Here is a 22,051-nt window from a genome sequence, read left to right on the forward strand (position 1 = left end):
CCGGGAGAACGTAACGGTCAACGGGTCTGGAAATACATCGCGTTGTCGTCCGCCACGGCGTCCCAGTCGGTTCCGGCCCGGAAACGCAGCACGTCCCAGCCGGCCTCCTCCAGGCGGTCGCCGGCCCCGCGGTCCCGGGCGGAATCGGCACCGTGGCCGGGGAGGTCGACGAAGACCGCGAGGTTGGCGCCGTCCATACGGAACACCAGATCCGGCTTGGCGGCGGCCTCCGGAACCAGGACGTCGACCTCGTCCGGCAGCCGGTAGCCCTTGGCCTTCAGCCAGCCGAGGAGATCACCCGAGGCGACCAGGGCTTCGAGGTCGGCCTCCAGCGGAGTGGGCACGGCGGATACATCGCTGCCGGTCCGGGCGGGGTCGTTGGACCCGGTCGCGGTGGGTGCCGCCAGCCGGTGGAACTGCTCGCTCCGGGACTCTCCCCGGTCCTCGCGTTCGGTCTGCGAGCCCGCGAGGCGCAGCAGCAGCGGGCGGGCCGCGTGGCGGCTCAGCAGGCGGTGGTGGGTCTGGTTGCCGTACGTCAGGAGACAGGCGTAGCAGCCGCGGGCGCACTCCTCGCCGCCCTCGGGACCGCCCAGGTCCTCGCCGGTGTCCGGGTCGAAGTGGCAGATCCGCAGGGCGGCGCGGGCGGCCTTCGCCAGCGCCCCTCGCTCCTGTCGCAGCCGACGCAGCACACCGGCACCGCCCTCCGCGGCCTCGGTGAAGAGCAGTCGGCGGCGCGGTCCCTCGGGCGGCGGCAGGAGTTCGGCCGTCAGCTCGGAGTCCTCCAGCTCGAAGGCGGCCTCGATGCCCCGCTCCAGGGCGTACAGGACGGAGAACGCGACCGGCTCCGGCAGCGGCTCGTCCAGCGTCGTCACCAGGATGTTCCGCCGGTCCTCCACGTACGGCAGGACCCGCTTCCGGCGGCGCTTCTCGTTGCCGTCCTCGTCGACCACCGGCATCCCGGTGCCCTCCACGGCGTCCGCCGCAGCCCGGTCGTTGAGCCAGCGGCCGTCGCCCAGGTCCAGCCAGTAGCCGTCCTGCACGTCCTCCTTGTCGCGGACCCGGCCCAGGTTGGTGATCCGGACCGTGGCCGAATCGCCGTAGTCGAGGGCGAGGACGGCGGCACCATCTCCGTCCGTCACCTGCGAGGTGAGACGGCCCTTGCGGACCCCGTGGTCCTGGAAGGCGTACGAGGTCTCCAGCCGGAAACCGGCCCGGCGCCGCTCCTCCTCATCGGAGGAGATCCGCTCGCGGGGGGTGGTGTACACGGTGTGGAGATGGATAAGGCCGGTGCGCTTCCCGGTCAGCTCCGTATCGCACATCGCGCAGCGGTCGAGGCCGGGACGGACCGGGTGGTGGTAACCGCAGGTGTCGCAGCGGCGTGCCTCCGCCGTCGCCAGATCGCCGGAGGCGTCCGGCGGCAGTTGGATCCGGGTCACCTGGTAGCGGGCGCCCTCGTGGTAGATCAGCGCACCCGGGCCGAACTCGCGGATCGCCAGGAACCGTGGCCGCTGGAGATAGTCGCCGTCGGCGTTGCGCCGGTTGCCCGAACGCGGGATGTACGCGGCCAGCGGCAGGCGGGGGAAGCTGTAGCCGGGGAGGAAGCCCTCGGAGGCCAGATAGCGGTAGGGGTTGAAGTCGCTCATCACCGACTTGTTGTCGGTGGAGCGGTTGAGCAGAAGATTGGTCTGCGTCTCGGCCTCCCGGCGGCGGGTGCGGGCGCGGCCCTGCTCGCCCTGGCTGAGCGTGTGGTCCACCACCCGCTTGTTCTGCTCGTACTGGTCGAGCACGGCGGCCCGGAACAGGTCACGCCACCGGTCGAAGGACTTGTCGAACCTGTCCGCGGCCTGCTCGATACGGTCCTCGATCCACTCGTCGTACCACCAGGTCGTGTCCTGGAAGTCCGAGATCAGCGGCGCGAGCACGCTGTGCGCGGCGGTGACCGCGCGGCGCCGGGCGCCCTCGTCGAGTGACCTGTCACGGATGTGCGTGTGCAGCGGCAGCACCATCTGGGGATCGGGCCGGTCCCCGCTTTCCGGGTCGTACGCCACATCGACGATGTCAGGTACGGCCGTACCGAGCTTCATCTCGGTCTCCGCCAGCCAGATGCTCTGGACGTGCGAGCGGACCAGGTCCTCGTTGGCGAGATCGAGGCGGGGCGGCGCGACCTGGCCGGAGACCATCGCCTCCGAGCGGCGGAAGTAGTACTGGTCATGGCTGTTGCCCGTCGCGCAGTACGTGGTCACCAGAGCCGGCTGCCCCGAACGGCCCGCACGGCCGGAACGCTGGGCGTAGTTGGCCGGCGTCGGCGGCACGTTGCGCATCATCACCGCGTTGAGTGAGGAGATGTCGACGCCCAGCTCCATCGTCGGCGAGCAGTAGAGCAGCGGCAGTTCCGCCGTGCGGAACTCCTCCTCGCGCAGCAGCCGGTCCTCCGGCGGCACCTGCGCGGTGTGCTCGCGGGCGTAGAGCCCCGCCAGCTCGGTTGCGGCGTCACGGTACAAATCGCGGAAGAAGGGATTGACGCGCGGCCCCTCGCCGTGGCTGTAGGTGCGGGTCAACGGGTCGATAACCCCCGTCTCCCCGGTGCCGGCCCGCCACACGATCGCGGCGGCCGACACCCGGTACCCGGTGCGCTTCTCCGCCGTACGCCGGCGGAGCGCCGGCCCCGAACGCTCCGGGGCCGCCTCCACCTCGCGCACCAGGTCGGCGTCGCGGAGCACAGTGAGCAGAGTCTCGATCACCCCCCGCACATCGTCCTGCGGGGCCTCACGCAGCGCGGGGACGTTCCGGCGCAGATACTTGCCGAACTTCCCGCGCGGCGAGAGGAACAGGGCGGTGCGCTCCATACCAGGCTTGGAACCGTACGGGTAGGCCGTGCCGACATTCGGCTTGTCGCTTTCACCGAGGACCCAGGGGCCAGTCAGCCGCTCCTCGCTGGCGCCCTTCAACGCGTCGAAGTCGTCCCGGAAGTACTGCACATCGATGGCCAGGCCCCGGCGCAGGAAGTCCAGGAGAGTGCGGGCGATCTCGGCACGCAGCTCCGCGTCGATCTCGCGGAGCACCGGGTGCGCCGATTCCCAGCGCTCGGCGCGGGCGGCCACCCACTCCAGGTCCTCGTAGTCGATGCGCAACAGGCCCGTCTGCTCCAGGTTGGGCATAGTGATCCGCCAGCCGCGCTCCAGGTCGCGGTAGAGGCGGTAGCCGACGACGTCCCGGAAGGTCTTCGTCGCCCGGCGCTCCATGGACGGCGGCTGGTCGGCGACACCTGTGTACTCGCGCGGTGCAAGGCCCATCACCTCCGTCACCGCCGCCGTCAGGTCGTCGTGGCGCACCCCCTCCTCACCGGAGCGCACGACGGCCGCGTACAGAGCCCCGCGCAACTGGGTGACCTGCGCGAAGTCGTTGAAGTGGCCGGCCTGCAGCGAGGCGTCCTGACGGTTGTCTACGAAAGTGAGGAGCTTGCGGGCCTCCTTGTCCAGGCTCCTCTCCGGCACCGCGCGCAGCGACTTCAGGATGGAGGCCGAGATCAGGGAGGTAGCCGAGGAGCGGCCCTCCTGGTCGAGCGTCGCCAGCTTGGCGAAGTCACGGCCGCGGGTCTGCTCGTACGACACCTGACAGTGCACACAGAACAGGAACGGCGCCGGGACAAACGCCGCCTCAAGACCCTCGCCGCTCTCCGTGCTCTCCGTGCCGAAGGGGTCGACGACGACGCGCTTGGGCACCCGCTCCCGGTAGGTCTTCTTCACCACCGTCAGACCGTTCGAGTCCTGCTCCAGCCAGGACTCCGGAATCCGCCGGTCGTCCACGGCCCGCTGTGGATCGGCGGGCCAGACGTAGTCCTCGTCCGGCACCCCGACGTACAGACAGCCCTCGCCTTCGCGGCCCCCGGAGGCCGAGGTGCCACGCCGGGGCTCGTAACGGAAGACACCATCACGGCCCTCGGTGCGCCACACCGTGAGGTACTCCTGACCGCACTCCCGGCAGAACGACAACGGGTACAGCGGCATGCCCCCGCTGCCCGGCTGCTCCAGCTGGAAGGTGCGGGTCAGCGGGCGGGTGAGCGGATTCTCCAGGGTCGTGTACACGGTGTCGCCCTTGGAGAGGAACTGGTGCAGGCGGAAGGCGAAGAGGGGCCGCTCGGTCACCGGGTGCTTGGCCTGGGAACCGGCCTCCAGGGTGGCGCGGATCGCCTCCCGGACCTGGCCGGCGGGGACCCCGGAATCGGTGGACAGTTCCTCGGCGGCCGACTCGATGGTGCGCGGCGCACAGCGGCGCAGCCGCCCGGTATCCGGCTCCTCCTCAAGGCCGAACCGGGACTCCACCCAGCGGGCGAGGGGGTCCCGGGTGAGTGTCTCGTACGCGAGGGGCGCCGCGGGCATCCGCAGCCGCTCGGGGGGAACGGCCGCCGGGGGCTGATCGGTGGCCCGGACCAGCGTCTCGCCGATCACCCGGGTGGGCAGCACCGTGGTGCCGAAGAGCCGGCCCGCGACCCGGGCGACCTCCCGCCGCTGGTCCTCCCAGGTGCCCTCGGTGGACATGGTCGCCGAGGTGCCGACGCACTGCAGGTTCTGCCCCGCACGGCATGCCTCGCGGACCCGGCGGATCAGCAGCGCGACGTCCGCTCCCTGCCGGCCCCGGTAGGTGTGCAGCTCGTCGAAGACGAGGAACTGCAGGCCTTCGGCGTTCCGGATCAGACCGTCGCGGTCGTCCGGCCGGGTGAGCATCAGTTCCAGCATCACGTAGTTGGTGAGCAGGATGTCCGGCGGATTCCGGCGTAGCTCCTTGCGCCGCTCCTCGTCCTCCTGGCCCGTGTACCGGGCGAAGGTGACCGGCTCGTGGCCCTCCCCGAAGCCGTGCCGCAGGTACTTCTCCAACTCCTTAAGCTGGGAATTGGCCAGCGCGTTCATCGGGTAGACGACGATCGCCCGTACCCGTCGCGGAGCCCTCGGAGCGGCCGCGTCCCGCTCCTTCAACACCTGGTTCACGATCGGCACGATGTAGGAGAGCGACTTACCGGAACCCGTGCCGGTGGTGAGCACGTACGAGTCGCCTTCCTGGGCCGCCTCGATCGCCTCGCGCTGATGGCGGTGGAAGGTGAGCGGCCGGCCGTCCGGACGGCGGGCGTCCTCCTTCTTGCCGACCTGGAAGATCTCGGCACAGCGTGGATGCAGCAGCCCGTCCCTGACCAGATCGGTGACCTGGCCGCCGTCGGCGAAGAACGGATTCAGCGAGAGCCAGGGGTCGGGCCACTGCGACTTCGAGGCCAGGTCGTCCTCGACGAAGTTCTCGGTCCGGGCGTCACGGATGACGGTGGCGCTCCGCGTGAAGCTCGCGTACTCCTCGATCAGATTGTTGTGGATGCCGAAGACGTCCATGGTCTCCGGCAGGCGGGGTGAACGGCGCGGTACCGGGGCCGGCTTCACGGCAGCGGGCTGTGGCAACTCGGTGCGGAGCCGGGCCACCGGGTCCATCGCCGTCCACTCCGGGGCGAGCAGGTCGACCGTCGCGTCGGGGGCGAGCGCGTGCGGGATCAGGGCCTCGCGGATCAGGGTGGCGTTCTCCGGGCGGTTCTCCGGCTCCTTCTCCAGGAGCCGGGAGACCAGGCGCACCAGGGCCTGCGGCAGATCGGGCCGCACGATGGTCAGCCGCGGCGGCGGGTCGTACTGGTGCTGCGCGGACAGCTCGTAGGCGGTCCGCGCGGAGAACGGGGGGCGGCCGATCAGCATCTCGTAGAGGACGCAGCCGAGCGCGTACAGATCGGCCGCGGCGGAGACCAGCTCGGCGCGGAACTGCTCGGGCGCCATGTACCGTGCCGTGCCGACGCTCACGCCGGTGCTGGTCAGTCGCGTCTGGTCAGGGTCGTCGACGATCGAGCCCATGCCGAAGTCGAGGATCTTCACGGTGCCGTCGCGGAGCAGCATCGCGTTGGCCGGCTTCAGATCGCGGTGGACGACGCCAGCCGTGTGCGCGGCGGCGAGGCCGGACGCGATCTGCGCGCCGATCGCGGCGACCCAGGAGACCGGGAGCTGCGGCTCTTCGTCCATGAGCAGGCCCAGGGCGTGGCCGTCGAGCAACTCCATTGCCAGATAAGGGAGACCGCTGCCACCCGGTGCGTCGTCGACGCCGCCTGCGATCAGATGGGTGAGGTTGGGGTGACCCTGGGAAAGCATGCGCATGATCCTCACCTCGCGGTGGAAGCGCTGAGTCTCCTTGTTCCCCTCCGCAGCCTCGACCAGCAGGCCGGTGCGATTGCGCAGTACCGTCTTGAGCGCCACCTCGTACTGCGTCGAAGCGGGTGCGGCTTCCAGGTCCACGGCCCGGTGCACCTCGCCCATGTTTCCGCGACCCAGGTCACCGGTAATCCGGAAACGTCCACCGACCTGCTCCAGCACCACTGCTGCTCCCCGTCACTCGCGTTGTGATGGAAGGTATCTAGCGGGAAGGGTACACCAGAAGTGAGGGTATGGGCCGTGAAGTGCTGTTGACTATGTCAACATGCCTTAGCCGTGACCGCGGCAATGAATGGAGAGGACGGTGGTTGTCGTTTCGGTCCATTACCGACGCCTGCCGCCAGGCCCGAATCTGCCCGGTGAGAACCGTCGCCCGGTGCTGCTCGATCTGCTGCTCGCGACGGCCGCGTACCGCGGCGCGGCTGTTCGGACTCACGCAGCTGCTTCTCCTGCTCCCGGCGGTTGGCTTCCGCCACAAGGCGTTCGAGATCCTGCAGTAGATGTCCAATCCGTGACTCCAGCGTCCACCGGGCACCGTCGCTGTAGGAGTACGAGTGCTGGTACCAGCTCCCGGAGGGCGCGCCAAGAGCGAGGCGGCCGTTGAACTCTTCGTCGCACTTGGGCAGACGCGTCCAGGGATTGTGCTCCTGCCGACGGAGCTCCTGCGGGGTCGGCTCGTGCGGGACCTTGGCCGTCCGCTTCGTGAGAGCGAGAGGAAAGGCCCAGCGCCGGATCACGGTCGCGACCATGCGTACGGCTTCACTGCGTTTCGGGTCGTTCTGGGCCTCGACCGCGTAGCCCCGGCCTTCCGCTTCCGTCAGCGGTGCGTGCATGATCCGCAGGGTCCGGTCGGCGAGTGGACGCGACAGGTGCAGCGGGATGACTTCCGACTTGCTCCGGGTGTCGACCACCTCTGGGATCGTCCCAGGGCCTTGCGCGTCGCACGAACGAGGCGATGAGGGCGATCGAGGGTCTCCGGCACGTCGACGGCCGGAACGGGAGGAGGCTGGACTGCCTTCTCAGCCTCCTCGTCAATCAGAGTGAAGACACAGTCGCCGCGATGTCGGCCGTTCCACCGCAGCTTGTGCCCCGTGGGCACGTGCCCGTGCTGGAGCGCGTCGGAGTACGCCGCCCGCCATCGACCCCGGGTTTGCGCGGCAGGATCGGGAACCGTGATCTTCCCCGAGTCCGACTGCGGAGGGGAGATTAGCTCTGCTCCGTCGTCCGGAGCCCGCGCGGCATGGGCGGCGTCATCCTTCAGTCGCTCCTTCTCGGCCTGGACCTGTCGGGGATGCCTGCCCTGCTCGAGGTAGTAGTGGCCGTCCGCAGTGACGACGGAGACGTGCCCGCTCCCGCTCCAGATCCGCTTGATCAGGCCCCGTTGTTCCACGGCCCAGGATGTCTGGAGCCGGGCAGGTGGAATGGGCATCGCACTGGTAGCTGCCGCGATCTCGCGGAGCAAGTGGACCTGCGGCTCCGTCAACGCGTACTTCACCACGTCGGCTCCTCGACGGCCCGTGGACGGGAAGGCCAACCTAGAGGCGCTACAGGCACCTGGCGTGCAGTGGTCCTCCATACTTAACGACCACGGCCGCTATGACAGCGGTGTAGGAACTCGCAGTGATCTCTCTCCCCCCGTGTCGCCAATTCACCGCCGTGACGCTCATTTGACGCGCTGAGCCCCGTATGTCTCCCTGGTCGAGTGGAAAAACGATGCCTGATCTGCTGTTTCCCGCACAGCCGTCCAGGCCGACACCATCCTAACGGAGATTGGCGGACACCAATGTCGATAATGAGTGGCGACAGGTTCGCTTGAGCTTCCTTGGACAGGATGCTGACTCGATTCGGCTGGAGACTCTGAGTCCGGATGCGCCGATGTCCCTGGGTGACTGTCTAGCCTAGCCTTAGATCATCTATCGATCCGGTAGCGGCTCTGGGTGATGACGGATTGCCGGAGCTTGGCGGTGAAGTCAGGTGTGCGAGCGATGCGGTCGACGCCGCCAGCCTTGCTTTGGCGCAGAGCGGTCTTGAAGTTGTGCTCCAGGGTGCCGGTCATGCGGGTCATGAGCGTATCGGTGAGGTGGTCCAGGTCGATGTTGAGTAGGTCGCGCGGGGAGGGTTGCCGGAGCCGGGTCAGGGTGTACGCCGACATGCATGCCACCGGGTAGAGCCAGTTTTCCAGAGTCTCTCCGAGCAGCGGGCGGTCCTCGGCGTACTGGGTGAGGAAGACACGAAGTCGGGTGTGGACATCAAGGCAGAGCGTGTAGATGTCCAGGTCATGTCGGGTGGAGAAGATCTGGGCGTAGTGCTGGTCGTCCAGGAGTAGGGCGTCAGAGTGACGCAGCGCTATGTGTGGCTCGTGGAGTGCGAAAGCAGTGAATTCGCGAGCCAGACGAGCCATGCTGACGACGCGATCGAGGGGGAAGCCGAGGTTTCGGTAGTAGCTGGCGCGGCGCTCATAGTAGTAGCTGCCGGCTTGGTGGAGGCTTTCTTCGATGTCCTTCTGGACGGATTCGGTGGCACGCAGGGCGCCGGCTGGCAGTTGGGTCTGACTGTTGGTGGCGCGGATGATGCGGTCGCGGGCAGTGCCGGACTCCGGTGCAACGACGATCTTGACCAGTAGGGATCGGTTGCGGTGCTGGCCGCCGTTCTGGACATAGTTGTAGATCTCGTGGCTGGTCTGCAGGCCGTTGACTACCTGGGGTTCTTTGATCACGATCTTCTTGCCCGCGATCTGGGCGGCGTCGGCGACGACGGTGACGCCGTTGTTGAACCACCAGAAGTCCTCGCCGGTCCCGGACCTCAGGGTTTCTCCGATGGCGTTGTTGACCACGGTGGAACCGGCGTAGTCGCGGACGTTGGACTCGAACAGCTCAAGGCGGAGGGCCTCGTTGTTCGAGGTGATGAACTGGTAGTACTCGTTGAGGCGGGCAAGGCACACGTAGCCTTCGCCGAGTGACGTGCTCATGGGTGTTTCCGTGAAGACGAGCTCGGCGATAGCCTTCGCGCCACGAGCGGTGCGCTCGCGCAGATCCGCCGCGTTGAGGTATTCAATGTCGGCGGTGGTGTCTGATGTGATTTTGGCGAGTTCCCTGCGGAGCCGATCTCCCTTGGACTTGACGTTCGGGTGGGGGGTCTCTGCTGCTTTGCTGGCGTAGATTACCTTGATGCGGACTTGCGGGAACGACGAGGCCAGCTCCTCCAGGACATGCAGGAATCGGCGGGTACGGTCAAGCAACTTGGCGTTGGTGTGGTCGATCAGCCCGCTTTCCTCGCGACTCATATCGAGCAGTGCGGGTAGATGGAAGTGGAGCTTCTCGATCACTGTCTCCTGGTATCCCGGGCCGTTCTTCGCCTGCAGGAGCACTAATTCGATTCTCCCGGCGCGGGAGGGTAGGTACTGGTGAGTGTCGGCGGTGATGTACCGCTCGTCGACGAAGGTCCAGATGCCGTCGATGCCGCAGTCGTGTGCACCGTCCACGATGCCGTCTGTGATCTCGTCGTTGTCGAGATCCCAGTCTTGTAGGGCCTTGTCGGCGGCGAAGAAGGTGAAGAAGTCGTCCCTGCTCTTCTCGGGTGCGAGCTTACGGTGCTGGTCTTCCAGGATCCGGTCGAGCAGCCGCTGGTCGTTGTTCTGCGCCGACGCCATGCAACCCCCCCATGGTGTGAGGAACGTGGGCAGAAAATGTTGACAGAGACCGTCGTGGAACAACACCCGGCGCACGCCGATGAGTTGAGACACGCAGGGGGCGTGGTGTGCTTCGCGGACTCTGTCGTGCGCCGGGGTAGCTCGTGCCGAACCACCGGAGGAGACGTCCTGCGTCGTCCCGTACTGTGTGCATACCCCCTTGCGCTACGCCCCCGTACAGTGATCACTGTGGACGCTGTATGAAGAACAGGGGGTCAGGGTCGATATCTGGTGCTTCAGGCGTTGTGCCACCCAGTAGGTCTCTTACCGGGGCAGCCCTCGCCATCGGCACTGTCAGAATGAGGCCCCATCGCATCGCCTGGGAATGTCGTGACGCGAGCGTGGCGGACTAGCCACGGTCGGCCTTCGTGTTCGTCTCCGGCCCTATATGCGTCGAGGTAGTCCCGGGAGGGACGGTCACAGCACCGGCCTGGTGCACGTGGGAACCGTTAGCCTGGAGTTGTCTTAGCGGAGGTTGGCGGACACGAACGTCGACAATCCGCGACGGCAGGTACGGCTGTCGTTCCTGGGGTAAGCAGCCATGGGCCGGGGTGGGCTGCCATGTGGTGGGGGTCCCGCTGTGACGGCACGACAGGGGCGAAGTTCGGTTGCGCCAATAGCTGCCCGGATCGTCGTGTGTTACTCCAGATGAAGGGCGGATCTCTCCAGGGCTCACCGGGTTTGGATGGCTCCGCGGTCGATGAGGTCCTGGATGTAGGGCGGCCAGTCCTGTTCCAGGCTCTCGGCGATGCCATCGTGGACGTTGCGCCGGAGCTGGGAGGTGACGTGCTCGACCTCGCCGTTCGTGTAGTGGATGCGCAGGCCCTTGCGGCTGGCATCGCACAGGACGGCGTGGGCCTTCTGCGTGAGCGTGAGCATCAGCTGAGGGACGGGCGCCTCGATCAGCTCGTCAATGACGGCTTCGTAGTCGATGCCGGCGTCCGCCCATGCCTGACCCTGCTTGTCGAGCCACAGGGTGATGTCGGAGAAGAAGACAGCCTTCCCTGGGCCTTCGTACGCATCGGTGGCCAGGGCGGCTGCGAGATCGAGCGCTGCGCCGGCGTCCTGGCTGACGAGGGATCGGGGAATCGTCGGCGGCGCGATGACCGTTGCGCATTCCCCCCCCACCATTGCGGGTCTCGGCCGACCAGGGCAGTCCCAACACGAGCCATCCGGACGGTGACAGCAGTGACTCGTTCAACGTGCTCTGCCTCCTTGGTGTTGCGATCATTGCCTCTGAACTATCGCGCTGAATTACTCTCGGGCAAGAGGATCTCCGGCCACTCCCCACCGCGTCCGCTGTCCTGTTCTGGCGGCGTCCGATGGGATTTCTGACCGTCGGATGCCTGCGCGCGGTCAGGGCTTGCGGGACCAGGCCGAGCGGACATCGTTCACGGTCCGAGTTCGGCGTAGCGCACAACCTGGATCGCGAGGCTCACAATCGCGGCCACCTCGGCGGCCGAGACCAGAAGCAGAGGCCAGTGGGCTGGGCCGTTCAGCCAGAAGACGGTGAGGGCCGCGAGCGGGGACCCGCAAAACGTCATGAGATCTACGGCGAGTTGGAACCGTTTGCGGGACACCCGGTGCAGGTCATGGCGGTGTACGGATTCCCAGCCGAAGACCTCGGACCGTTCCGGTGTGAGCGCTTGGAGGCGGGGAGCCAGGGCATTCCGAATATACCGGCCGACGGCTGAGATCTTTTCGTCGTTGACCAGATAGGTCCAGCCGAGTAGGACAGACAACGGGGGCAGCAGGAGTAACATTTCGAGATGGACGCCCCGAGCCATCGTCGAGCCGATGACCGCCGCCTTGACGCCGATGGTGGCGTAGATGAGATTGTCGCGAAAGCCGATGCGGGCTCGCTGCTCCTGCTTGATCTGTTCGTACTCGGCGAGCAGGATCTGTCCGATGTCGGTCACTCCGCTTCGTTCTCCAGGTGGGCCAACTGAGCTGCCAGGCCGCTGAGTCCAGTTCGCTCGGCACCGCCACGGAGCCGGGACAGTTCAGGGATGTCCAGACGCAGTTGACGGCACAGGCGAGCGATGAGTTCTTCCGCCTCCTGTTGTGTGACCTGGTGTCTGGAACCGAGGCGTTGATCCAGGCGGTCCAGCAGCGCACGCTTACGCGGCGTCTCTGCCGGGCACCACACGCGGAAGAAGCGCTTGCCTGCCATGCGGTAGGTGCCGATGCGGGACACCGGGAGGCCGCTGTCGCCGAACGCGGTGGCCGGAAGCGAAACAGACCACGTGCCGTCGTCGTCCTGTGCTGGGGCGCTGGAGTCGAAGCCCTGCTCGCGGAGCCAGTTCTGTGCGGCCCTCCGGACACGGTCCTCCGCGTCGTCGCCCTGCTCGTCGTTGTCCAAGGCGTTGATGAGTTCTGGCGCAAGAGCACAGAGACGGCTGAGTTCTGGGTCGTGCGCGGCCCCGGCGCCCGCCTGACCGTAGACCAGGAGGCCGTCCCGGCCGCGCACCACATAGACCGGGAGGAACACCAACTCCTCGCCCAGGCTCTCCATCGCGTTCAGCGCGACGGGCAGATTGAAGCGGGCCCGGTCCTTGCGGTCCTTGAGACGGTCCAGGGCCGAGCGGTCGAAGCCGGACGTCACATGGATCGGCGTGAAGCGCGGGTATTGCCCGCTCCGCATCACCTCGGTCAGTTCGTCGCCGGACAGCAGGGTCACGACGTCTTCGTCGTAGTGAGCACGGGTCAGTGGGGTGCAGCTCAGGGCCTCGAAGTACAGCTTGCGACGGTCCTGATGAGTGACCACGTAGCGGACGTCGTCGTCCACGGAACGCTGCCCGAGTGACGTCAGGGACAGACGGCCTCCGGACTCGCGCAAGTGGCCGATCGCGGTCAGAAAGCGCACGGCCTGCGCCACCAGGGGAGGGTCCAGGGCGAAGAACCGGGAGAGCTCGTCGACGGTGTGCAGCGCGCCGTGGCGCAACCCGCGCTCCAGGAAGCGGTCGATGAGGAAGAATGCCTCTCCCTCGGTGATGTCGGCGCGGATCTCCACCTGCCATACAGGAAGCAGCAGGGCGTAGAGCCGGGTGGGGACCATGCCCTGTCCGAAGGCGGCATCCTCCAGGACCCGTTCTTCGGGGAAGAGCATCAGGCGGGCGGTGGTCGTCACAGCCGACCCCCTTCCGGGGCGTGGCCCGCAGCCTTGTCGAGCGTTGCCATGACGTCCTGGTAGTCCCACAGGTCACCTCGGTCGCGCAGATGCGCGTGCAGGTCCTCGGCGAGGGCGCGGAAGGTGGGGTCGTCCGCGCGAAGTAGGGTGCTCAGGTCTCCGACCAGCACCAATTGGCTCTTGGCACGTGTGAAAGCGACGTTGGCGCGGCGTAGCTCTTTGAGGAAGCCGATCCGGCCCTCGGGGTTGCTGCGCGTGAAGCCGTACAGGACGACTTCGCGTTCCCCGCCTTGGTAGGAATCGACGCTGCCGACCGAGGCGTCCGCAAGCTGGGAGTCACCGATCAGAGGGGTGAGATGGCGGACGACCTCGCGGCGTTGAGCAAGGTAGGGAACGATCACCACCCACTCGGAACCCCGCCGGTGGTAGAAGGCGGCGAGGTGGGCCAGGAGGCGTGCCTCACAGGTGTTGAACGAGCCCTTGCCGCCGCTGCCGTCGGCGCGCCCTGCGGCCGACTCGCGCCGTGTGCGGTCGGGCAGGGCGGCGGTGTCGACGAAGGCCATCGGGCTCGCGAACAGGGGGTCGGTGTGCTGATGTTCCTTCTCGGTTAGCAGTTCTCCTCGGTAGAAGGAGGCCGAGATGAAGTCGGCGATCTCGGCAGGCATCCGGCGCTGCCGGGTTAGCTGCACGATGTGTGAGGAGGGCAGCCCGGCACGCAGCTGTTCCAAGGCGCTCTGGCATGTCAGCCGGATCATGTGGGCATCGCCCGTTTCCTGGGCCCAATCGGCAACTTCGGTGTCGAGGAAGGGCGGCAGCTGCCGGTCGTCGCCGACCAGGACGCCGCGACGGACCCGGGTCAGCGGCACCAGCGCGTCCGCGACGCCGATCTGGCCGGCCTCGTCGACGATCGCCAGATCGAAGTCGACACCGGACAGTTCCGGACGGGATGCGGCACCGATGCACGTAGAGCCGACCACCTGGGCGTAGCGGACGAGTTCGGGCACGAGCTGGCTCGGGTCCTGGCCTATGGCGGCCTGCCACTGCCGCGTGAGTTCCTCGCGTTGGGACAGCAAAGGGAGCCGCGTCTCCAACTGGCCATGCAGGACGCGCAGCGCCGCCACTGCATTCGTGGCATCCGGCAGCCGGTCGGGCGCGGACACATCCCGCATGACAGTGCTCAGCGCCTGAACGGCCGTGTCGGCGGCCGCGTAGGCAGACCGAAGACTTTCGCCCAGGCGATGTTCTGCGGACTGATGGGCCGTCAGGGCCGAGCTGACGGCGGGATCCTCGCGCACCGCGCGATCCGCCTCCGCGCTCGCCGCCTCAGTCTGCCTGCGCAGCTCGGGGGCAAGCTCCTCAAGCCTCTGAATCTCGGGCAGCACCGCAGTGAGCTCTTCTTCTCCGCGCCGAGCCCTGGAGCGGTGCAATCGCCCCGTCAACAGGGCGTGGGAACGCTGCTGCTCCGACTCGACCTTCGCCGCGAGCTGCGCGGCCCGTTCGGCCAGCGACCGATGCGCCGATTCTCTTTCGGCCTCCTCGCGTTGCAATTCTTCCAGTCTCTCCCGAGCCGGTGCGGCAGCCCATTGCATCGCGTTCCGCACGCGCAGAGACGCCGCCTTCACCTGCCGGGTGAGGTCGTCGACCTGGTCGAGTCGGTCAGCGAGTTCCGTCGTCCACAGCGCGGCGTCTTTGGCCTGGCGGTAGGTCTGCGCCTGGTGGGCCATGGCCCGCTGGATTCCCTCCGAGAGGTTCTCGGACTGTTCCTCCAGAAGGAGCGGTTTCACATCGGCGTGGACCTTGCTCTCGTCTCCGACACGGATCACTACGAGATCCTGTGGCAGTCGGGCCAGCACGTTGTCCACGGCGCGATTGGTGTGAGAGGTGACGAGAACTCTGCCGTCAGCGTCGGCCGTGATCGCGCTGGTGTGGGCGATCTCGGTGATGGTCCGGGTCTTCCCGGTGCCGGGCGGGCCGAGCACCACCAGCAGGTCCTCAGTGGTAAGCGACTTGCGGAAGGCCGCCAGCTGTTCGGGGTCGAGCTGCTCGTGCGGCTGAGCGGTTGTGGTGGGGATGGGGCGTACGCGGTGCTCGACCACGGCCGGGAGCAGGCCCCGATTCCTGGTGTCCCTTGTGCGGAGGCTCGCAACGGCCTGTCGCTGCTTGTTGAACACGACCGAGCTCGGGATGAGTTCCAGTGCTCCCTGAGTCGGCACTCGTTCCCATGAAACGGGCTGGTCGAAGCGGACGGTGACGGATCGTCCTTTGACCCGGCTCACTCTGCCCCGGGTGTCCGTGTCCCCCTGAATGCGGACGAAGGAGCCGGCCGGCGGCAGCTCCGGCTTGACGAGCTGGAATTCGTACACCGACTGAGGCGTGTTGGTGCGCCTGCCGCCGGTGGTCGTAAGACGCTGATACAGGAACGGGGCGGCCATGCGTTCGTCGCGGGTTGTGATCTCCTCCGTTGCGTCGATCAACCGGTCCACCGTGTCGAGGAACGACGACTCGGCTTCGCTTGCAGAGGAGGTCTCGAGCTGTTGCGGCTGTGCTTGGCCGAGGTTCTGCCAGGCCTCTTCGAGGACCTGCCACTGGGCGTCACAGCCATCCGGAATCGCCGTCAGCTCGAACACCATCTGCCAGGCGGGCGGGCGCACCAGCAGGCAGGACCTGGCAAGGCGCGCGTGGTCGGCGAGGCGCAGCGGAGCGATGTGTTTGACGAAGTAGGCGGTACCACGCTTTGTCACCTCCAGACGCAGTCGGTACGTACGCGCGTGTACCAGCAAGGACGGTTGGTACTTGCCATTGCCCGAGCTGAGGCTCACGGGGGCGCCGCCTTGGAGCTGGTTCAGGTCCTCGATGATCTGCGGAACGTCTGGCGGCAGCCCGGCACTGGATTCGGCCTTCGAGCGGAGCTGTTCGTCCAGCTTGAACCCCGGGACGAGCACCAGCGGCGCACGCAGGGCGACGGTGGCGACGGACATCGGCGCTCCTCAGTGTTGCGGTGGAGGGACGGACGACAGCTCGCGGGCGGCGGAGAGCAAGGCGGCGCGGAAGGCACGCATACCCGGGCGCTCACCCGGGTCTTGCCGCAGTGCACACGTGAGTGCGTGGACCAGGTCCCTCGGTGCCGAAGCCAGGAGGTTGGAGGTCGGCAGTCCGGGGGCCCGGGGATCGGGGCATCTTCCGGCCAGCGCGCGGTACAGGAGCGCGCCCAACTGGTAGACGTCGGTGGCGGTTCCGGGGCGGAAAGGAGAGCCGTGGAGTTGCTCTGGTGCCTGATAGGGGCCGGGGTTCTCGCCCGGGCGGGGTGGCACGGTGGCGAGGCCGAGATCGCGCAGCAACATGAGTGGCTGGTTCATGACGAGCGCGGCCGGTTGCAGCGCTCGGTGCGAGAGATTCTCGCTGCTCAGACGTGTGAGGGCCGCGGCCACTTCGGCAAGCCCCTTCACGATCAACCAGAGCCGCAGCGAGTCCGTCGGCGCGGGTGGCTCGGGCAGCAGCTGGTGGAGGGTCTCCAGGGGGCGGCCGAGTTTCGGGTCACCTGGCCAGGCCAGAGCCAGCGTGGCGGTGCTTCCGCGACGGGCCAGCTGTAGGACCTCGGGGCCACGGATGGCACGGCAAAGCTCGGCTTCCTGCTCCAGCGCGGCCAGCGGGTCGAAGCGGCCGGGGCCGGGGAGCGGCCGTGTCCACTCGACCTGCCGCAGCCACGCGTAGGAGCTGCGGGACTCCCGGTCGGACACCACACGTGCTACTGCCTGACGACGCACCACGTCGCCGTCCCGTGACTCCTGGAGAAGACCCGTGGGGTCTTCGTACACCAGGTACTCCTGTCCCTCGATCTCGACGACGGGCTGACTGCCCCAGGAAGAGGGGCTGGAGCTGCGGTCGGGACCGGACACCACCACGACGACGGGATCCACGGCCCTCTCTCGGGCTGGTCCCCTTTCGGGCCTCAGATCGCGCAGTACCCGTAGCGCGAAGGCGGCGGCGTGGCGTGATGCGGTTTCCTGGGAGCCCGCGGCGTCGGACGCGGGTTTGCCGGAGTCGGCGTAGTCGCTGATGCCGCGGATGGAGAGCGCCCGCACCGTGCGGTTCATCCTTGCCGCGTGGGTGACGCCTTGGCTCTCCATATCGATGGCCACGGCGTCGTTGTAGTGCTGGCGGATACGGCGGGCCGTCTCGGAATCGCGGAAGCCGAGCAGCACATCGCCCGACGCGATCGGCTCGAAGTAAACCCGGGGAGACCTGGCGGGCCGGGAACCTGGAGCGAGGAAGGCCCAGGGGTTGTTACGACAGGCGGAGCGCACCAACTGGTCCATGGCGTAGGTCGTTTCCCAGGCGTCAGGCCGCGCGTGGAACCCGTCCACGCTCTCGCGGCCGCCGTGATAGCCGTAGACCTTCCTGGCGACGACAACGTCACCGAGGTGGACGTCGTCCTTGAGCGCACCGGCGACACCGACGAACAACACTGCCTCGGCGTCGAAGTACTCGATCGTGGGTTGGGTGACGAGTGCGGCACGGGTGTTGGTGGGGCCCGTCTCGGCCAGCGCCACTTCCCAGTCGAGACCGGGTATCCGGCCGACGTCGAGCAGGGTGCCCTGCGGTAGCTCGACCTCGCGCACATCCTCCAGGTGCTGACGTACTGCCTCGTACTCCACCTGCAAGGCAGTAAGTACGACCACGGTGGGCCGCCCCCTCGTCGCTCTCCCCAACGGAACCCCTCACTCTCGCGGGACCTGCGACCTGACCTCATGGCTCCCGCCAGGGATTCTGCCCGGCACATGAGGTGGAGTCACCCTAGCCTGGATGCCCTCAAGTGGGTGTCGCAGCTTCGTCGTCTGATTCGTCGTACTCTGCGATTTTGAAACAGAGCGACCGTGAGCCGGTCCGTCGATGGGTTGCGATCATCGGACGCCCTTCGGGGCAACCGATGATCGCAATGCCGAGATGCCTCCCGCCGCGTGAGCGGTCGACGGACCTTGAGGGAATCGAGTCGAGAAGGCGATGGTGGGCCGGGCGTCCGCGGCGTGGCGCGTGATCAGCGCTGGTGACGTCCCCGGCCGCCCCGGGTCTTAAGGACGGCGAACCGGGTCCGGCACAGTCATGTGCCGGACCCGGTGGTGTCAGCCATTCATGGCCGCCCAGAACTCCTCGAAGGACATCTGGCGGTCGCCGTTGGCGTCGAGGGAGTCGATCAGCCCCTGCGCCTGCGACTCGGTGATCTCCGTGCCCTCCAACTCCGCGACGACCTTCCGGTATTCCTCCGCGGTGACCTGGCCGTCCCCGTCGAGATCGTAGCGCTCGAAGACCTTCCGCGCCGCCGTCTCCACGATGTCTGCCATGTGTTCCGCCCTTCTGTGATCTCTGCCGACGGCCCCAGATTATCCGTCGGCCGGACGCGGCCCGACCGGTCACCCCGTCCCGTGGAACGGCCAGTGATTCAGCCCTGTTCGGCCGCGAGGATCTCGGCTGCCCGTTCGCCGATCACCATGGAAGGGGCCATGGTGTTGGCGACCGTCACATGGGGCAGCACCGAGGCGTCGGCGACGCGGAGGCCCTCGATGCCGTGCACCTTGAGGCGGGCGTCCACGACGGCCCCCTCGTCACGGCCCATCCGGCACGTACCGCTCTGGTGCCAGTAGGTCTCGACGGCGTTCCGAAGGAACTGTTCCACTGCTTCCGTCGCGCCGGACGCCGGGGACACCTCCCGTTCGACGAACGGGCGGAGCGCCACGGAGTTGCCGATCTCCCGGGCCATGGCGACGGCGGACAGGGCCGAGCGCACGTCGTCGGGGTCGGCGAGGAAGTTCGTCTCGACGCGCGGGCCGGTCAGCGGGTCCGTGCTCGCCAGACGGACCCGGCCGCGGCTGCCGCCACGCAGGCGCATGGCAGGCATCAGGGTGAAACACCGCTCAGGCGGCGGGTACTGTGCCGCGCTCTCGGGCGAGACGGACGGCGCAGGGGAGAGGTACATGACGAACTCCGGTGCCCCCGGCCGTGTCTCGTCCTCCCAGAAGCAGACGGCTTGGCTGCGGGTGGGGACCGGCAGCGGCACCTCCGTCGCCTCCCACATGCAGGGCAGGCGTATGTGGTCGTCGAGATTGCGGCCGACTCCGGACAGGTGCTGGACCACCGGGATGCCCAGCCTCCGCAGTTCGCCCTCGTCTCCGATCCCGGAGCGCAGGAGCGCGGCCGGCGTGCCGAGCGCCCCCAGCGACAGCACCACTTCCTGCGACGCGTTGACGCGCAGGGATCTGCCGTCACGTACCAACTCGACGCCGTGCGCCCGGCCTGCGGAGAGCAGGACACGCGAGACCGTCGTGTGCGGGAGCACTGTGAGGTTCGGCTGCCGCGCACGATCGGCGACATAGCGGCGGAAGGGGGTCTGCCGCACGCCGTCGTGGATGTTCTCGTCCCGCACGGCGCAACCGGAGTCCGACTCCATCAGGACGCCGTTGGCGCTGTCGAAACGGGAGATGCCCGTGGCCTCGGCGGCGTCGAGGTAGGCGGTGAAGAGCGGGTGCACGTCCTGCGACGGCCGTATCCGCATCGGCCCGCCGGTACCCCGGCGCCCGGGGTCGGGCACGCCCTGCCAGTCCTCGATGGCGCGGTAGTGCTCCAGTACGTGTGCGTAGCCCCACGCGGAATCGCCCGCGGCCTCGGCGTAGGAGTCCCAGTCGCTCCGGTGGCCCCGGGCCCACACACCCGCGTTGACGGCGCCTCCTCCGCCCAGCCCGCGGCCCGTCGCGTACGCGAGCCGACGCCCGTTCAGATGCGGGTTCGCCTCCGTGACGTGGTCCCAGGTCCGCTCGCTGCCGAGGTTGGCCGGCCACAGGTCCGGATCGCGCACGCGCTCGTCCTCGTCGTCGCCGCCGCTCTCGACGAGCAGCACCATGACGGCCGGATCGGCCGCGAGCCTGCCCGCGAGAACGGAACCGGACGAACCGGCGCCGCACACGATGTAGTCGAACGTGGCGCCGTCGTCGATGCGGTCGGCGAGCGCGAGCCGCTGTGGGGTCGTGGTCGCCGCGGCTTCGGCCTGTCCGGGGTGGGTACTCATGCTCAGCGTCTCCTTGGAGTATCAGGGCGAAGCCGCGGTCGCGTCGTGTCGCGTCGTGTCGTGTCGAGCCGAGTCGCGTCAACGGTAGAGATCGGTCTGGCCGTTGGACGCGGTCAGGCCGCCGTCGACGGCGATGTGCGCGCCGTTGACGTACGAGGCGCCGGAGCCGGCGAGGAACGCCACGACAGCGGCCACCTCGGCGGGGTCGCCGGGCCGCCGCATGGGCACCCGGTCGTCGAACCGGTCGCGCAGCGGCGTGCCTTCGGCGAGCGCTGTCCGGATCTCCTCGTGGCTGGTCGTCACGCCGGGATGGACCGCGTTGACCCGGACCTCGCTGCCGTGGTCGAGGGCCATCGCGTTGGTCAGATTGGCCACCGCTCCCTTGGCCGTGTTGTAGGCGGCCTGCGTCCAGTCACCACGCATGCCGCCGACGGATCCGATGTTGACGATGCACCCACCGGCCGCGCGCAGGTGGGGCAGGGCGGCGCGGGAAGCGAAGAACAGGCCGTCGACGTTCACGCTCATCACGGCGCGATAGGCGTCCTCGCTCGTGCTCTCCACCGTGCCCGGACGCGCCAGCCCCGCGTTGTTGACGAGGACGTCCAGCCGCCCGTACCGCTCGGCCACCCCGTCCATGAGCGCGGTGATGGCGGCCAGGTCGGAGACGTCGCCGACCCACGCGTGCATGTCGCTCCCGTCCGGGCCGCTCTCGACGGCCCGGCGCAAGGTTGATTCGGTGCGCCCCACCAGTACTGTGGTGTATCCGTCGGCGGCGAAGCGGTGCGCGAGAGGGACTCCCAGGCCTCCTCCGGCGCCGGTGATCACGGCCACGCGGCCGTGCTGCTGGCCGTGCTGCTCGTTCATCAAATCCTCCTGCTATGCGGGTGCTTCGCACACTAGGGAGATCGCGGAAGGCTCGGCATGCACCAGGGCGACAACCGGATGGAACATCGGCGACACACCTCCTGGACGCGGACTCGCGGGTCGATGGACGACAGCGGGACGGCATCCTTCTCGCTCGACTCGCGCCGTGCGGCCACCACCGGTCGGGACGACTTCGAGCGGAGCTGGCGTACCCACGTCGGCGACGAGTTCCCCCTCCCCAGGTTCAGCGCGGCGACGGTGGCCGACTTCCGGGTGCGTTTCCGCGCCGCCAAGGTGCACGACGTGGCCCTCACCACCGTGGACGGGGCGTCGGCGGCGAAGACGGCGGAGGGGCCGGTTCAGGACTCCGACCATGTCCGTCTGTGGCTGGTGCACCGCGGGGCCTGGGCCCTGGGCAGCAGGCGGAACAGTGTGGAACACACCGTGGTGGCGGGAGGTTTCCTGCTGCGGCATGCCGCACGGATGCCGCACTTCGCGCTCCCGCCCCACACGAGAGCGCAGTGCATCGTGCTGCCCGCCGCCCCCTTCGCCCGGACACTCGCCTCCCGCGAGGTCACCGGCCGCGCCGACGCCGCCGAGGTACGCCTCCTGGCGGCGCACGCCACCATGGTGGAGGAGGCACTGCCCGATCTGAGCCCGGCCGGTGTCCGGGCCGCGCGGGACACGCTGGTCGAGCTGGCCACCGCGGTGGCGCACCGCGGATTCGACGAGGTGAACACCCGCCTCTCCCCGGCCCTCGCCCAGGCCGCCAAGAACCTCGCGGAGCGGCGGCTCGCCGACGCCGATCTCTCACCGTCGACGCTGGCCCGGGAACTGAACGTTTCCGTGCGAACTCTGCAGCGCGCGTTCGCGGCCGGTGGGGAATCGGTGACCGCCTACATCCGGGAGAAGCGCCTGGAGCTGGCCAGGCAGGCGCTGTCGGCGTCGCGCTTGACCGTCTCGGAGATCGCCGCGCGCTGGCAGTTCGCCGACAGCAGCCACTTCAGCCGGGCCTTCAAGCGGCGCTACGGGCTCACACCCACCGAGTACGCCCGGCAGACCCTCTGATCGGCGGCCCTGCT

12 protein-coding genes are annotated in these 22,051 nt (G+C 68.2%); 1 reads left to right on the forward strand and 11 read right to left on the reverse strand.

The genetic code is table 11. The features are described 5' to 3' along the window. Positions 1–17: 17 nt before the first annotated feature. The 11 genes from ACGF3A_RS15800 to ACGF3A_RS15850 form a co-directional block, all read right to left on the reverse strand. On the reverse strand, positions 18–6,335 hold the full coding sequence (locus tag ACGF3A_RS15800) for a protein kinase (RefSeq protein WP_393729958.1): 6,318 nt from the start codon (positions 6,333–6,335) through the stop codon (positions 18–20). Between the two features lie 155 nt (positions 6,336–6,490). Further along, positions 6,491–7,141, reverse strand: a complete 651-nt coding sequence (locus ACGF3A_RS15805; RefSeq protein ID WP_393729960.1) for a hypothetical protein — start codon at positions 7,139–7,141, stop codon at positions 6,491–6,493. A 998-nt stretch (positions 7,142–8,139) separates the two neighbouring features. Continuing rightward, a complete protein-coding gene (locus ACGF3A_RS15810; RefSeq protein ID WP_393729961.1) occupies positions 8,140–9,879 on the reverse strand; it encodes an AIPR family protein in 1,740 nt (579 codons plus the stop codon). 711 nt (positions 9,880–10,590) lie between these two features. Further along, positions 10,591–11,049, reverse strand: a complete 459-nt coding sequence (locus ACGF3A_RS15815; protein ID WP_393729963.1) for a hypothetical protein — start codon at positions 11,047–11,049, stop codon at positions 10,591–10,593. 260 nt (positions 11,050–11,309) lie between these two features. Next, positions 11,310–11,837 (reverse strand): hypothetical protein, encoded by a 528-nt coding sequence (locus ACGF3A_RS15820; protein ID WP_393729965.1) that lies wholly within the window; start codon positions 11,835–11,837, stop codon positions 11,310–11,312. Further along, complete coding sequence (locus ACGF3A_RS15825) at positions 11,834–13,048, reverse strand: hypothetical protein (RefSeq protein WP_393729967.1); 1,215 nt, start codon at positions 13,046–13,048, stop codon at positions 11,834–11,836. Before ACGF3A_RS15825 ends, ACGF3A_RS15820 begins: the two co-directional genes overlap by 4 nt. Continuing rightward, positions 13,045–16,026: a DEAD/DEAH box helicase gene (locus tag ACGF3A_RS15830; RefSeq protein WP_393729969.1), complete on the reverse strand. Its 2,982-nt coding sequence runs from the start codon at positions 16,024–16,026 to the stop codon at positions 13,045–13,047. Before ACGF3A_RS15830 ends, ACGF3A_RS15825 begins: the two co-directional genes overlap by 4 nt. A 9-nt stretch (positions 16,027–16,035) precedes the next feature. Continuing rightward, positions 16,036–17,727: a hypothetical protein gene (locus ACGF3A_RS15835; protein WP_393729971.1), complete on the reverse strand. Its 1,692-nt coding sequence runs from the start codon at positions 17,725–17,727 to the stop codon at positions 16,036–16,038. A gap of 441 nt (positions 17,728–18,168) precedes the next feature. Next, the gene (locus ACGF3A_RS15840; protein WP_393729973.1) at positions 18,169–18,387 is read right to left on the reverse strand and encodes an EF-hand domain-containing protein; all 219 of its coding nucleotides are present in this window, start codon (positions 18,385–18,387) and stop codon (positions 18,169–18,171) included. Between the two features lie 98 nt (positions 18,388–18,485). Next, positions 18,486–20,105 carry a GMC family oxidoreductase gene (locus ACGF3A_RS15845; protein ID WP_393729975.1) on the reverse strand — a complete coding sequence of 540 codons (1,620 nt, stop codon included), beginning with the start codon at positions 20,103–20,105 and terminating at the stop codon, positions 18,486–18,488. Positions 20,106–20,183: 78 nt separating this feature from the next. After that, positions 20,184–20,969 carry an SDR family NAD(P)-dependent oxidoreductase gene (locus ACGF3A_RS15850; RefSeq protein ID WP_393729977.1) on the reverse strand — a complete coding sequence of 262 codons (786 nt, stop codon included), beginning with the start codon at positions 20,967–20,969 and terminating at the stop codon, positions 20,184–20,186. A 123-nt stretch (positions 20,970–21,092) separates the two neighbouring features. Here ACGF3A_RS15850 and ACGF3A_RS15855 point away from each other — a divergent pair, with 123 nt between their 5' ends. Beyond that, the gene (locus tag ACGF3A_RS15855; protein ID WP_393729979.1) at positions 21,093–22,037 is read left to right on the forward strand and encodes a helix-turn-helix transcriptional regulator; all 945 of its coding nucleotides are present in this window, start codon (positions 21,093–21,095) and stop codon (positions 22,035–22,037) included. The last annotated feature ends 14 nt before the right edge of the window (positions 22,038–22,051 follow it).

The sequence above is a fragment of the Streptomyces sp. NPDC048172 genome, assembly GCF_043202595.1.
In the GTDB taxonomy this organism is placed as follows: Bacteria; Actinomycetota; Actinomycetes; order Streptomycetales; family Streptomycetaceae; genus Streptomyces.

Coding starts and splice junctions, on each gene's coding strand:
- ACGF3A_RS15800 (WP_393729958.1), bottom strand. CDS start 6,335: ATGGGCGAGGTGCACCGGGCCGTGGACCTGGAAGCCGCACCCGCTTCG.
- ACGF3A_RS15810 (WP_393729961.1), bottom strand. CDS start 9,879: ATGGCGTCGGCGCAGAACAACGACCAGCGGCTGCTCGACCGGATCCTG.
- ACGF3A_RS15815 (WP_393729963.1), bottom strand. CDS start 11,049: ATGGTGGGGGGGGAATGCGCAACGGTCATCGCGCCGCCGACGATTCCC.
- ACGF3A_RS15830 (WP_393729969.1), bottom strand. CDS start 16,026: ATGTCCGTCGCCACCGTCGCCCTGCGTGCGCCGCTGGTGCTCGTCCCG.
- ACGF3A_RS15840 (WP_393729973.1), bottom strand. CDS start 18,387: ATGGCAGACATCGTGGAGACGGCGGCGCGGAAGGTCTTCGAGCGCTAC.
- ACGF3A_RS15845 (WP_393729975.1), bottom strand. CDS start 20,105: ATGAGTACCCACCCCGGACAGGCCGAAGCCGCGGCGACCACGACCCCA.
- ACGF3A_RS15850 (WP_393729977.1), bottom strand. CDS start 20,969: ATGAACGAGCAGCACGGCCAGCAGCACGGCCGCGTGGCCGTGATCACC.
- ACGF3A_RS15855 (WP_393729979.1), top strand. CDS start 21,093: ATGGACGACAGCGGGACGGCATCCTTCTCGCTCGACTCGCGCCGTGCG.